At 60.2% G+C, this 12,847-nt stretch carries 16 protein-coding genes; 13 read left to right on the plus strand and 3 right to left on the minus strand.

Features of this window, described 5'->3' with window-relative positions:
• Positions 1 to 13 precede the first annotated feature (13 nt).
• Both AC07SZ_RS33660 and AC07SZ_RS33665 read left to right on the plus strand, forming a co-directional pair.
• Positions 14 to 136 (plus strand): hypothetical protein, encoded by a 123-nt coding sequence (locus tag AC07SZ_RS33660; protein WP_023774995.1) that lies wholly within the window; start codon positions 14 to 16, stop codon positions 134 to 136.
• Between the two features lie 126 nt (positions 137 to 262).
• Positions 263 to 607, plus strand: a complete 345-nt coding sequence (locus AC07SZ_RS33665; RefSeq protein ID WP_352442700.1) for a hypothetical protein — start codon at positions 263 to 265, stop codon at positions 605 to 607.
• Here AC07SZ_RS33665 and AC07SZ_RS33670 read toward each other — a convergent pair.
• From AC07SZ_RS33670 to AC07SZ_RS33680, 3 genes are read right to left on the minus strand one after another with little or no spacing between them, the layout of a single operon-like run.
• Positions 604 to 768: a hypothetical protein gene (locus AC07SZ_RS33670; RefSeq protein ID WP_023774993.1), complete on the minus strand. Its 165-nt coding sequence runs from the start codon at positions 766 to 768 to the stop codon at positions 604 to 606. The genes AC07SZ_RS33665 and AC07SZ_RS33670 overlap by 4 nt on opposite strands.
• The gene (locus AC07SZ_RS33675; RefSeq protein WP_494917672.1) at positions 765 to 1,307 is read right to left on the minus strand and encodes a thermonuclease family protein; all 543 of its coding nucleotides are present in this window, start codon (positions 1,305 to 1,307) and stop codon (positions 765 to 767) included. The genes AC07SZ_RS33670 and AC07SZ_RS33675 overlap by 4 nt, the downstream gene beginning before the upstream one ends.
• A complete protein-coding gene (locus AC07SZ_RS33680) occupies positions 1,304 to 1,906 on the minus strand; it encodes a hypothetical protein (protein ID WP_352656906.1) in 603 nt (200 codons plus the stop codon). Before AC07SZ_RS33680 ends, AC07SZ_RS33675 begins: the two co-directional genes overlap by 4 nt.
• 87 nt (positions 1,907 to 1,993) lie before the next feature.
• Here AC07SZ_RS33680 and AC07SZ_RS33685 point away from each other — a divergent pair, with 87 nt between their 5' ends.
• The 11 genes from AC07SZ_RS33685 to virB11 all read left to right on the plus strand — a co-directional run bounded on the left by AC07SZ_RS33685 (position 1,994) and on the right by virB11 (position 12,846).
• Positions 1,994 to 2,647 (plus strand): lytic transglycosylase domain-containing protein, encoded by a 654-nt coding sequence (locus AC07SZ_RS33685; protein ID WP_494917673.1) that lies wholly within the window; start codon positions 1,994 to 1,996, stop codon positions 2,645 to 2,647.
• A gap of 12 nt (positions 2,648 to 2,659) precedes the next feature.
• Positions 2,660 to 2,974: a TrbC/VirB2 family type IV secretion system protein gene (locus AC07SZ_RS33690; protein WP_023720448.1), complete on the plus strand. Its 315-nt coding sequence runs from the start codon at positions 2,660 to 2,662 to the stop codon at positions 2,972 to 2,974.
• Positions 2,975 to 2,977: 3 nt separating this feature from the next.
• Complete coding sequence (locus tag AC07SZ_RS33695; protein ID WP_023720449.1) at positions 2,978 to 3,271, plus strand: VirB3 family type IV secretion system protein; 294 nt, start codon at positions 2,978 to 2,980, stop codon at positions 3,269 to 3,271.
• Positions 3,268 to 5,670 (plus strand): VirB4 family type IV secretion/conjugal transfer ATPase, encoded by a 2,403-nt coding sequence (locus AC07SZ_RS33700; protein ID WP_494917674.1) that lies wholly within the window; start codon positions 3,268 to 3,270, stop codon positions 5,668 to 5,670. Before AC07SZ_RS33695 ends, AC07SZ_RS33700 begins: the two co-directional genes overlap by 4 nt.
• A 67-nt stretch (positions 5,671 to 5,737) precedes the next feature.
• Entirely contained in the window at positions 5,738 to 6,811 is a 1,074-nt protein-coding gene (locus tag AC07SZ_RS33705) for a transglycosylase SLT domain-containing protein (RefSeq protein WP_494917675.1), read from the plus strand.
• A 9-nt stretch (positions 6,812 to 6,820) separates the two neighbouring features.
• Positions 6,821 to 7,555 carry a type IV secretion system protein gene (locus AC07SZ_RS33710; protein ID WP_023785080.1) on the plus strand — a complete coding sequence of 245 codons (735 nt, stop codon included), beginning with the start codon at positions 6,821 to 6,823 and terminating at the stop codon, positions 7,553 to 7,555.
• Positions 7,556 to 7,738: 183 nt separating this feature from the next.
• Positions 7,739 to 8,782 carry a TrbL/VirB6 family protein gene (locus AC07SZ_RS33715; protein WP_352442693.1) on the plus strand — a complete coding sequence of 348 codons (1,044 nt, stop codon included), beginning with the start codon at positions 7,739 to 7,741 and terminating at the stop codon, positions 8,780 to 8,782.
• 8 nt (positions 8,783 to 8,790) lie between these two features.
• Positions 8,791 to 9,567 carry a VirB8 family type IV secretion system protein gene (locus AC07SZ_RS33720; RefSeq protein ID WP_352619180.1) on the plus strand — a complete coding sequence of 259 codons (777 nt, stop codon included), beginning with the start codon at positions 8,791 to 8,793 and terminating at the stop codon, positions 9,565 to 9,567.
• The gene (locus AC07SZ_RS33725; RefSeq protein WP_494917676.1) at positions 9,564 to 10,361 is read left to right on the plus strand and encodes a TrbG/VirB9 family P-type conjugative transfer protein; all 798 of its coding nucleotides are present in this window, start codon (positions 9,564 to 9,566) and stop codon (positions 10,359 to 10,361) included. The genes AC07SZ_RS33720 and AC07SZ_RS33725 overlap by 4 nt, the downstream gene beginning before the upstream one ends.
• Positions 10,361 to 11,824, plus strand: a complete 1,464-nt coding sequence (virB10, locus tag AC07SZ_RS33730) for a type IV secretion system protein VirB10 (RefSeq protein ID WP_494917677.1) — start codon at positions 10,361 to 10,363, stop codon at positions 11,822 to 11,824. The genes AC07SZ_RS33725 and virB10 overlap by 1 nt, the downstream gene beginning before the upstream one ends.
• Positions 11,821 to 12,846 carry a P-type DNA transfer ATPase VirB11 gene (gene virB11, locus AC07SZ_RS33735; RefSeq protein WP_494917678.1) on the plus strand — a complete coding sequence of 342 codons (1,026 nt, stop codon included), beginning with the start codon at positions 11,821 to 11,823 and terminating at the stop codon, positions 12,844 to 12,846. Before virB10 ends, virB11 begins: the two co-directional genes overlap by 4 nt.
• The last annotated feature ends 1 nt before the right edge of the window (position 12,847 follow it).

Consider the following 12,847-nt stretch of genomic DNA (forward strand, 5'->3'; position numbering starts at 1 on the left):
GGGAGAAGATCGTATGACGGGTGACCCGCTGGAGAGGCTGAACACGGTTGCTGCGTGGGAGATGTTTCGCAAACCGCCGGCCAAGGGCAATTTCGACTACAATCTGAAACGTTTGTCTGGCGGCAGGGTAGTGTGACCGCATGAGCGAAAAGTAGCGGAAGCCAGGGCTTCGGGAGCCCGAGAAGCAGAGGATGAACCCATCCCTATTTTTCTCGCCTCCCCAGGTATCATTTACGAATTGTCATGCGCGTGGTGCCGGTCGATGCCCATTCAAGTGGTCTGTAACAACGGAGTGATGGAAGAGCCCGATGGGGTCGCGAATCTGCTCGCGGCGCATCGTCATGCAGTCGCCATGGTTGAACGTCTCGGCAAGCGATGGCTGAGGGCCGAAGGGCCGGACGCGACTCTGATCGGCCGGCGATTGGATTCGGTCATGGCGGAGGAGGCTATCGCGCGTCGGCGCGCGGCCGCTGCGCCGGTGGCCGATGTCGTTGAGATGAAAATGAAGGCAGCTTATTTCCGGCGGTTGTTGGGGAACGACTGGTGCGAGGTTGATGTCGACGATTTTCGCGCGTTGCTCGGTTCTTTTGCGAAACTGCAGTCCTAGGAGAAGAGCGCTGAAATCCATGAGGCCACGGTATTCCAGGCCGCATAGATTCCTGCCGGCACCAAGATGATCGCGATGAGAGCGACAGCATCGCCGATGGCGCCGTCAGTGCGTCCTTCCACGGGATAGTAATATCTGTGCGCATCATCGTCGTGCTTCATTGTTGTCTCTCCGAACGCTTGTTTAGCAGCAGCTGCACAGGATGCTGAAACGTCGTGCCCCACAAACCCGCACGTTTCATCTTAGCGTTGATTTCCGCGACGAGGTAGTTCTCATTGACGGCTTTGCCCTTTGCTGTCGTTGCGGCAAACGCATATCCGGTCGCTATGAGCGCGGTGCCAACGTCAATTGTTTCGCCATTGAGCTGCGCACCGCACACGACAAAAACCGCCTTGTCCAGGGCGTGGCCGATTGGCTGGCACGTAACCGCCGCGCTGTCGAACAGCGCTGCCAGATGCGCCAGCGAGGTGTTCCCGCAATCGATTTTGTTCCCATTTGGCTCTTCGGCTGATGTGCCTCGAAGACATGACTGGACGCCATAGAGGCGGAAAAGGTGATCTCCGTCACGCCATGTATCTCCAGTCAGCAGTTGAGCTGATTTCGATACCGCGAGGGGCACGGAAGACTCCGATGCATCCTGGGCCTGTGCCGATGCACACAACCGAAATGCGGCCAGCACTGCGAGGCTCGCCCGCTTCATTCCTGGAACTGTCCACCGAGTTCGGCGGAATGCTCGAGATCCGGGCGCAGCGACTTGCCGTCCTTGTTGCGTCCGATCGCCGCCATGTCGAAAAAAACCATTTCGTCGTCGTCGTAGGCGACGTTGTACGGGTCGTTTGCGTTACCCGCACCCACGAGCGAGAAGCACGAGACAGCGTCGGGTTCACCCTTCCTGCTTTGCAGCACGAGTGTTTTGCAAAGCACGACGGATGCACGATCGTTGTAGATCGCCTCTTCGTAGTCCTGCGCGGCTTTCGTGCAGTCCCACTGCTGCGTCTTGTACGCAATCTTCGGTTTTGGGCAGGCGGCAAGGCCGCGCAGCCGGTACGTCACGCCGTTGACGACGCGCTCGGTCGCCGACGGCACTTTAACTGGCCCGATGAGAGCGGCCGCGTCGCGCTGAAAGAGCGCGCCTTTCCCATCGTAGCGTTCATAGACGAACACCTTTTCGCCCGGCTTCGCAAACTGGAGCAGATAGTGCTCCGACGGCTGCGCGAAGGCGCTCGGGGCGTCGGCGCCAGCAGCATAAGCCAGGGTGCCCTGGAGCAGCAAGACCGTGCAAAGGGCCGTCTGTTTCATCGAAATCCGTCCTTGTGATCGATATCGTGTTGACACTTTACTAGGGCTGCGTGTAGCCATAGTAAAGTGTTAAATTTTGGCGACAATATGAACACTCGATCCGCTCTTCTGCTCACGCTCTTTGGTGCCACGTTGCCGTTGCAAGCGCACGGCCGGGACCTGGCATCAGACCGCGTGGCAATCGCCTTTGCAACGCCGGCGCAAGCTCTTGCCGCGGCCGGGGCGCAAAGGCCGGGGGAGTGTAAGACCGTAAATCGGACCGAGGTCTCCCGACTTGTGCGTTCAATCGCGCAAGAGGAAGGCTTCGACGCCGATCTGGCCGAGACAATTGCATGGGCCGAAAGCGATCTCGGCGCCAGTCAGGGTCCCTCAAAAGCCGGAGCCCTGGGAATCATGCAGCTGATGCCGGGCACGGCGGCCGATCTAGGGGTCAGCGACCGTTGCGATACAGAGGCAAATGTCCGGGCTGGCCTTCGCTACCTGAAGTCACTCTATGACGAATTCGGGGATCCGCTGCTGATGCTGGCGGCATACAACTCCGGGCCCAACAGCGTCTACAAGGCGCAGGGCATTCCGGTGAATCCGGAGACGGCGGAATACATCGTGAAAATACTGAACCGCTGGAAGTTCGGCGGTGTGGTGAAGAAGTCCGCCCTGACCAAATCCGAGACGCTCGCGGCCGCTCCGCCAGCAAGCGAGGACGCTTGGCAGGATGGTCATGTCATGGATCTCGGCAACTGAAAGGAGCCAAGGGTGGAATACAGGAAAGCGGGCAAATTTGCCCTGAAACTGGCCTTGGCCTCGGCGGTCGGAATAGCTCTCGCGCCAGCCACTGCGTATGCCCAGTCGGCGGCGCCAGTCGAAAACGTGCTGGAGTGGTTCGTCGGAGTTCTGCAGGGCAACATCGCGCGCTCATTCGCCATCATCGCGGTCTGTTTTCTCGGCTTCCTCGCCATGACGGGCCGGCTGGCGTGGATGATGGCTTTTTCCATCATCATTGGCATCGCTCTCATCTTCGGCGCTGCCCAACTGGTGGATGCGGTTCGCGCGACCGCTGGAGGCAGCTGAGACATGGACGACGAGGAAGTCTATGTCGAGCCGGTCAGCCTGCCACTGACACGCCCCCCGATGAAATGGGGGGTGCGATATGAGGTTTTTGCCCTGAACGGCATCCTGGCGGTGATCGGTTTTATCGCCACGAGCAGCTTCATGCTCGGCCTTGGCGTGTTCGGCGTAGTGCATCTGGTCAGCGCATATCTGTGCCAGCGCGACCCCTACATGTTTCATATTTTCGAGCGGCGCGTCTCCAAACGCGGAGCGGTGGCGAACCTTACTTTCTGGGGGGCGAGGAGCTATTCGCCATGAGCCTCGATGCCGACCTGAAATTTGGCCGTGAGCGCCGCCGCGAAAAGCCCGCGGCGATGCACATCCCTTACCTTCGCCATGCCGATGACAATCTGATCGTGACGAAGAGCGGCTTTCTTGTCGGCGTCATCCAGCTTAGTGGCCTGCCGTTCCAGACGATGGACCAGGCCGAGCTGAACAGCCGAATGTTCAACCGCAACACGACGTTCCGCAATCTCTCGACGTCTCGCTTTGCGGTCTACACGACGATCATCCGCCGCCACGTGACGCCTGAGATCGAAGGCGACTTTGACAATCCTTTCGTGGCCGAGCTCGACGCCCGCTACATGGATGAGCTTGGGGCGAAAAACCTTTTCGTCAACGAGGCGTATCTGACTGTCATACGCCGACCGATGGTCGGCCGCGTCGGCTGGGTGGACAAGGCGCTCAATGCGTTTCGCATAAGTACCGCGGGCGAGGAAACCCGCGAAGAGGCGATGGCCGAATTGCGTGACGTTCTCGACGGCGTCGTCAAGGATTTCACGGCTTATGGTGCGCGTCTTCTCGGCGTCGTAAAACGCCGCGAAAGCTTCTTTTCCGAGCCGGCGGAATTCTTGGCGAAGATCCTCGCCGGCGGCGTCGACGTGGAAATGCCTTTGCCGCGAATGAGCCTTGGCGATGTGCTGGCGACACGACAGCTGTTTTTCGGCAAATCCGCGCTGGAACTTCGCGGGCCGGACGCAGGCAAGCTCGGCGCCATGGTGTCGATCAAGGAATACCCACCGTTCACAGCTCCGGGCTCATTGGACGGTCTCTTGCGCCTGCCACATGAGTTTGTCCTGACGCAGAGTTTCGCGATCGAAGACCGTGTAACGGCGATGCGCAGGATCAACACAATCGCCAACCAGGTCGAGGGTTCAGACGAGGCGGGCACGACGGTCGAGGAGTCCGTCCACGACGGCGCCGACAAGCTGGCCGGCGGCGAAGTGGTCTTCGGGCAACATCACATGAGCGTCATGGCCTTGGCGCCGGACATGACCGGGCTCAACCGTGCGCTATCCGACATCACGGCCGAGCTTTCGCGCATGTCGATCGTGCCGGTTCGCGAGACACTGAACACGGAACTGGCCTTCTGGGCGCAATTGCCGGGAAATTTCAGCTACATCGCGCGACGTGCGTTGATCTCGTCCCTCAATTTCGCCGGCCTTTTCTCCGGACACAATTTCCCCTCCGGCCAACGTGAGCGGCTGCACTGGAAACGGCCCATCGCTTTGCTCGAAACGACCAGCCAGACGGCCTACTACTTCAATTTCCACGTTCACGATGTCGGGCACTTCACGGTGTTCGGCCCGACCGGATCGGGCAAGACCGTGGTGCTGTCGTTCCTGATGGCGCAGGCCATGCGCATCATGCCGCGGCCGCGATGTGTTTATTTTGACTATATGCGCGGTGCTGAAATTTTCGTTCGGGCGCTCGGCGGTCGCTACGAGGTGATGGAACCTTCCCAGCCGACCGGGTTCGCGCCATTGCAGCTTGATGACACGGCAGAAAACCGTTCTTTCCTGGAAGATTTGCTCCTCTACATTCTGACCCCGGAAGGCGGCACGCTTGATGTGGCGGAGATGCGCGTCATCAACGCCGCCGTCGACATGATCTACAAGATCCCGCGCGAACAGCGCACCTTCGACCTGCTACCCGAAGTGCTGCGCGGCTCGCTCATGCCCGGCATGAACGATCTGGCCGCACGGATACAGCCCTGGCTCGACCCGAAGGACAAAGGCTGGCTTTTCAACAATCCCGTCGATCTCATCGATTTTTCGAAGCCGGTTGCCGGGTTCGATATGACCAAGATCCTGAGTGACCGAAAGCTGCGTTCGGCGGCGTTGCTCTACATCTTCCACCGTCTTGAAGAAGTCATTGATGGCTCGCCGATCATGCTCTTCCTCGATGAAGGCTGGAAGCTGCTGGACGACGAGGTTTTCGCCGCTTTCATCAACGAGACACTGAAGACCATTCGTCGCCGCAACGGCGTGGTGGGCTTCGGCACGCAGACAGCGGAAGACGTCGTCAATTCCTCCATCTCGTCGTCACTGATCGAGCAAACGAAGACCAACATTTTCTTCCCCAACCCGAAGGCGAGCAAAGAATCCTACGTGGAGCGCTTGTCGCTGACAGCGAAGGAATTCGAGTTCGTGCGCCGAACCGCGAAGGAGACGCGCACCTTCCTCGTCAAGCACGACAGCGACTCGATCGTGGCCAAGCTCGATTTGTCGGCGATGCCCGATCTCATCAAGGTCCTGTCCTCGAACGAAGCCAACAGCAAGGAATGCGCACGGCTCCGGGAGACCTTCGGCGACGAGCCAGAGATGTGGCTGCCATACTTCTGCGGATGGGAGAACGAGCATGACGAAGCGGCTTAGCAGCGCTTGTCTGGTCATGGCTCTCGCTACGGCGGAAAGCATGAGCGTGGCGGTCGCTCAGATCGCGGTGATCGACGGGCCGAACCTCGACAAGCGGCAAGAGGACGAGCAGCACAGCACGAAGTCGGATGAGGCCAAGAAGGACGAAACCGACAAGAAGAAAAGCGTCGTCTGCACCTATTCGAACAAATACCGCTCACAGATGTTTCGCCGGTCGCCTGCCGAAGCGTTGCAGCGCGACGCGGGCAACGTGAAGATGATCCGCTATTATTCGCAAAAATACGGCGTGCCCGAAGGCCTAGCACTGTCCGTCGCCTATCAGGAATCGCGCTTCGACACATGCGCCGGGAGCCACACCGGCGTCAAAGGCGTCATGCAGCTGACCAAGGGCACCGGCAAGTCCATGGGACTGGACCGCGACGTGAACGAGCAAAATGTCGAAGGCGGCGTCAAATACCTCGGAATGGGCGTGAAGCAATGCGGGGCGACGAACTACAGCTGTCTCGCCTCCTTCTACAACGGATCGAACGCAGGCGAGCAGAACCAATGGGCCGGCGGCGTCGGCCGCTGGAACAGCTACTTCAACGACTATGTGTCGAGCGGCAAGGCTCCGGCCGCCGCGCCGCCGCCATTCTCGATCGTAACGGCCGACGGCGCAGGCGGCACGGCTCAGGACGCGGCCATGGGCACGGTGAGGAAGGCGGCTGGCGGCCTTGATGCAAGCTCATCGCAGATCGGCGCCAACGGCGCGGCAATCGACGCGCTGGCGGGCAACGTTGGCCAGGTGACCGAATACAAGGACGCCTGGGAGCTGAACTCGTCGGCTCGTGGGATCAACGCCGATGTCACCAACCAGTACCTCGCCCAGGCGGGGGATTTTACGACGTTGCTGGCCCAACTTCTATCGTTGCAGAATGTTCAGGCATCGCAGTCGTCCAAGCTGGTGCAACAGCCGAAGAGCGGCTCTCCAAACCCGTTCTCTTGTGATCCCGCGGAATTGGAGCGGTTGAGGATCGATCGCGGCCGGTGGCTACCATGCGCACTTGAGAACGCGGGGGCAAGCTCGGCCGACAGCCGCTCGATGATCATCACCAGTGATCCTGCCGGCGCTGCCAGCGTGATCAATTCTCTACAGCAATAGGAGGCTGACATGAAAAAATTCGCGATTGCTGCCAGTCTGGCGCTTTGGGCAAGCACGGCCCACGCACAGATTGCCGTCATTGATGGCGCCAATCTCGATGTCGCCCGCAAGAATGCGGACAACACCAACTCCATCATGGATTCGAACAAGGATATCCTGAAAAAGAGCGAGGAGATCCTGCAGGCTCTCAGCGGCAGTCGTGACGGTTCGCTCGGGATCGGGCAGATGGGCCTTGGCGGCAATATGTCGATTGCCCAGGCGCCGTCGTTCGGATCGATCCTGAACGGCGGGGCTCTTTCGTTTGGCGGCCTTTCGCCCGAAATCCAGAAAATCGCCGGCGCGGTCATCAATGGGCTCCAACTGGTGAAGCAGCTCCAGCAGATTGCCGGCAAGGAGACGAGCGCCGTCAACACCGCCTATGGCGGCAGCGTCAATGTGGCCTCGCTGCTAAGCGCATTGACCTCGCAGGCTTCGCAGGGCGTTACCCAGCGCCAACAGTCTCTGCAGTCAGCGAGCGGCCAGATCGGGCAGTCGCAGGACGTCAAGGGTTCGGTGGACCAGAACACGCGAATGCAGCTGGAAAACGCGCGTGCGGTCAACGAACTGATCGGCGTCCAGAACGGCGCGGTCGCGGCGCTGAATGAGAAGCTGAAGGGAGATCTTCTTCGCCAGAGCCAGGTGCAGAAGATGATGACACCGCGCACCGTCAATCCGTTCGCGGAATTCGGCAAGAGCGGGGGCTGAACGCTTGTCGGGGCGAGTCCTGCGCATATGCGTTGTGATTGGGCTCGGCGCAGGGCTTTTTGGATGCGCAAATCGCGAACTGAAAGCTCCGTGCGGGCCTTTGGCGTATGCCCACGCCGACGAATGCGGCGCGCTAAAGCCGGTCAATTCAACGCCGTTCGCCAGCATCATTGATGAGGATCCATGAACGGTCTCGCCGCAAGCATCCTCGGTGGCATTGACAACATCGGCGAGGACTTCGTTCGCACCGTCTATATGCAGTTGGGTAATGCGATGGGCAACGTCTTCACCCTCATGCTGACCCTCTATATCTTGTGGTGGGGCTATTCGATCCTGAGCGGGCGTGAGTCGATTTCGCCAATCGAAGCGGCCTATCGCCTCGGCCGCGCCGTCATCATCTATCTGCTGCTGACCGGATGGGGCACATTTTCGTCAACGATCTATCAGCTCGTGCAAAGCATTCCAGACGAGGTCGGTAAGGTGATCGTCGGCGCCGTGTCGCGGGCCACCGGCAATCAGCTTAGCGACCAGGCGGCAATTCCAGCGCTGATCGACAATCTGTACCAAGGGGCCCAGGACGTCGCCAATCAGGTCTACAGCGGATCCTTCTATGACATTTTTGGTGCGCTCTTGTCGCTGCTCGTCCTGCTGTCTGCCATCATCTTCGCAGCGCTTGCCATTGCCGCGATCATCGCCGCCAAAGTGATGTTGTTCATCACGCTGGCCTTGGCGCCGATATGGATCATCCTTTGGCTTTACCGATGGTCCTCACGCATGAGCGAAGGCTTTCTTTCGCTGACCACCTTTCTGATGATCCAGCAAATTCTGATCTACGGCTTTCTCGGTTTCTACTTCTCGCTCGTCAATGCGGCGCTGAACACCGCCACGTCCAGCGGAGCGACCATGGACAGCAAAATGTCGCTGGTGTTGCCCTTGGTGCTGGTGACGATCATCGGCATCTACGTTCTCATGCAGATACCCTCGATTGCTTCGATCCTGAATGGCGGCGGGTATCTCAGCACCATGGGCGCTCGCTACTCATATGGGACGTTCGGCAGGAATGCCGTGCGCTACTCCGGCGCGCGATGGGCCGCAGGCCGCGCCGCTCGGGGCGCCCGGCAGCTCGCGACAAACAGCTTTCGATCTTCGCGAGCAGCCAGGGCGGATGCCGCAACCCGGACCGCTATCCAGCAAGGTGCGCGCGATAACTCCAGGCCTCTGGCCTAGACCACACAATGATCACCGATCGCGGTGCTGGATCAGATGCGTCGCGAAAACGAGGCAATAGTAAAGTGGCAATTCCAATGGAAACAGCTGCTAACAGCAGCAGCGAACTCGTCGACAAGCGCTATTACAGGGCGGGCGCGACCTGGGAAGACGACACGCACAGGTCAATGCGTCGATCGCGTACATTGGCCTGGATCGTCAGCGGCGTTTCCGGACTGGTGGCGGTGCTGTCGCTGCTGGCGCTCGTGCTGATCCTGCCGCTCCGGCAGTTCGAACCGTATGTTGTCGAGGTCGACAAATCGACGGGCTACCTCGAGATCATGCGCGCGCTGAAGCCTGGAGATTTATCCCAGAACGAGGCCGTCACGGCGGCCAATCTGGTGCGCTACATTCGGGCCCGCGAAACCTACGATTCGCGTGAACTGAAACAGAATTACGACCTGGCACAGCTCTACTCGACCGACGCCGCGTCCAAGGATTTGACATGGCTTTATACGCCAGCAAACCCACAATCGCTGGACAAGATTTTTGGCCGCAATGTCACTGTCTCGGTCGAGATCAAGTCGGTTTCCCTGCTCAATCGCAACACAGCCTCGGTGCGCTTTGCCACGACGACGCGGCGGGACAATTCGTCCACAGCCGACAATTGGGTGGCGGTGATAAAATTCCGCTACACCTCAACGCCGCTCAAGAACGAATGGCGTTTCGACAACCCGTTGGGATTTCAGGTTACGGATTACCGCCGCGACCAGGAATCGGCCCCGGCCGCGGGGAGCCTGCAATGAGACGGCGCGCGGGCCTCGTCCTATCGGCCGCCCTTCTGCTCGGCGCGATGCACAGCGCGGCCGCACGCGACGGCCGCATCCGATATGTCACCTTCAACAATGACGACGTGACGTCGGTGCGCGCCGCTCTTGGCATTTCCACGATGGTCGAACTCAGTCCGACCGAAGTCATCGAAACCGTGTCGGCTGGCGACACGAAAGGCTGGTCGATCATCCCCAAACGCGGATCGCGATTCCTCTTCGTGAAGCCGCTGGAGCGCGATGCGTGGACCAACGTCAACGTGGTCACCAACCGGCGCGTCTATTCCTTGCTGCTGCAGGCGACCGACAATAGCCGTGACCGGGCATCCTTCCAGGTCCGGTTCAAATACCCGGACGAGGATATCAACGCGCGCCTGCTCTCGCAGGCCAAGGAGAGCGCCGCCGATCCGGATTTAAAGGATCTGAATTATGCCGATCTCAATTACGACTACGCCTACAAGGGCGACGACAGCCTGAAGCCGCGCACCGTATTTGACGACGGCACCAAGCTGTATCTGGAGTTCAAGGGCGACATTCCGGCGGTTTTCGTTGTCGACGACAAGCGCCATGAGTCGCTGGTCAACGTTCGTACTCAGGGCAAATACACAGTCATCGACAAGGTCGCACGGCAATTCACCTTGCGGGCCGATGGCAAGACGCTCTGCCTCTACAACCGGGCGCGACCCAACGCGATCGATCCAGTCGAGCAGGTCTACGGTCCAACGAAACTGACGGGTGGTTCCACCCTGTTCGGATCCAGCGGAGGGCGGTGATGACCCAGATCGATTATAACCAACTGGACGGCAGCCCGACGGTCGCGCGCCGTGGTGCGGGCGTGGGTACCAGGATCGCCCTGGTCGGCCTCGGCGTAGTGCTGGTAGGCGCGCTGATATGGCTGAACTGGCCCAGGGAGCCTGTATCGCGCGATGTTCGCAGCGATGGCGAGGAAAACTTCAACCCGCCAGAGTTTCGCCCGCCGGCGCTGACCGAGCCGCCGCAGCCTGCCGACGGCACGATCGACCAGATCGTGGTGCCGCCACCGGCCGACGACCAGAAGGGCACGCAACAAGCCGATAATGTCGATCAGACCGTGCAGGAGGGTGCGGATCTCGATGCGCAGCGGCGCGCACTGGAGGCGCAAATGGCGGCCGAGGAAGCTCGCCGCAAGGCCGAGGCGGAAGAAGCCCGCCACAAGGCCGCGGCTGAGGACGAAGCTCGTCGCAAGGCTGAGGCCGCCGAGCACGAAAAGGCGGTGTGGGAACGCCTGCGGTCGAACCAGATGGTGACGAATGATGAAACCGGATCGACGAATGCCGGCGCCCAGGCGGCACAGGTCGAAATCGCGCCCGACGGTCAGATCGTCCCGGTCCCCGGCGCCGACAGCGATCCCAACAAGGCCTTCCTGGCACAGTCAGAGGCAAGTTCTTCCGGCATCGTCAAGGCCAGGGTCTTCCGGCGTACCGACGCGTTGATCCCTGAAGGAACGATCCTTCGCGGCTATTTGGAAACCGCTGTTAACACCGACCTTCCTGGTGCCGTACGCGCTGTCGTGCGTGAGGATGTCTTCTCGCTCGACGGCAGGCGGATCCTCATTCCGAAGGGCTCGCGGCTGACCGGGGAATACCGCTCGGGACTTGCGCGCGGTCAGAAGCGTGTTTTCATCGTCTGGAACAGGGTCATCCGCTCAGACGGCATTTCCGTCGATATCAAGTCACCCGGTGCAGACGCGCTCGGTCGCGGTGGCATGGGCGGTCGTGTCGATACGCACTGGGTTGAACGGTACGGCAACGCCATCATGCTTTCCGTCGTTGGCGGCGTCTCTGAATATCTGTCCTCGCTTGGCGACAGCAGCCAGGATGGACAACAGCGTCAGGTGTCGACGACCGATCCCGTGACCGGTGAGACCACAACCGTAACGTATGGTGGCAATGGCTCGCAGCGCGACGCCCGCGGTATCGCGTTCGACAAGTCATCGACCGCCTTGCAGCAACTCGCGCAAGAGGCGTTTCGCGACACGCAGAACATTAGCCCGACAGTCTACGTAGACCAGGGCACGTCCATTGTCGTGCTGGTGCGGCGAGATCTCGATTTCTCGGATTTGTACGCCGATCCGGTTCAGGAAGAAGTTGCACGAATGAAGGCAGGTGGGCGGCCGAAGACCGCGATCGATCCGACGCCTCTCTACGCGACGCCAAAGGATCATTTCTATCCCGGCTATGGGAGCCCGGTGAAATGAACGCCGTGCATCCCCTCCCCGACCCTTGGGCAAGAGCCCCGGTCCTGCGCGCTCATCTGGAACCGATATGGCCCTACTTGAGCGAAGATACCGTGTCCGAGATTGCAATCAACAGGCCAGGTGAATTGTTCATCGAACGCCTCGGGGCGAAGGAAATGGAGCACGTCGTCAAGCGCGAGGTCACGCCCGGCTGGATCCGCAACATCTCGACGGGCGTCGCCTCGGCGACAAATCAGGTCATCAACGAGGAAAAGCCGGTCCTGTCGGCCGCCCTACCCTCGGGTGAGCGCATCCAATGCATCTTGCCGCCGGCCGCCCCCGAAGGCGGGGCGATCTCGATCCGCAAGCAGGTCATCATGGATATGAGCCTTGATGCCTACAAGGATCTCGGCGCATTCGAAAACACGGCGATGGGCAGCGGCTTGGCGCTTTCAACCGAAGAAAAGCGACTTGTCGAGATGTTGCAGGACACGTCGCCGATGGAGTTCCTGCAGTATGCGGTGCGCAACCGCGTCTCGATCGTCGTTTCAGGCGGCACGTCGACCGGCAAGACGACGTTCTTGAATGCACTCCTGAAGGAGATCCCGGCTCATGAACGGATCATCACGATCGAAGACACCCGCGAACTGAGGCTGCCGGCTCCCAACAACGTCACCCTGATAGCCTCGAAGGGCGACCAGGGCCTTGCCAAAGTCTCCGCGCAACAGCTTCTCGAAGCCTCGCTTCGCATGCGACCCGACCGTCTGTTGTTGGGCGAGTTACGCGGCGCTGAAACCTTCGCTTTTCTCCAGGCGATCAACACCGGCCACCCGGGTTCGCTCACCACCGTTCATGCCAATTCCGCCCGGTCCGCCTACGAGCGGCTGGCGCTCATGGTCATGCAGGGCAGTACGGGGCTCTCACGGAGTGAAATCCTCGACTATCTGCGCGAGGTCATTCCGGTGGTCGTCCAGATGGTCCGCACCGAAGGCGGCCGGCGCGGCATCAGCGAGATCAAGTTCACCAAGGCGGAGACGATCTAGC

This window comes from Mesorhizobium sp. GW821-FHT07A06 (genome assembly GCF_059419085.1).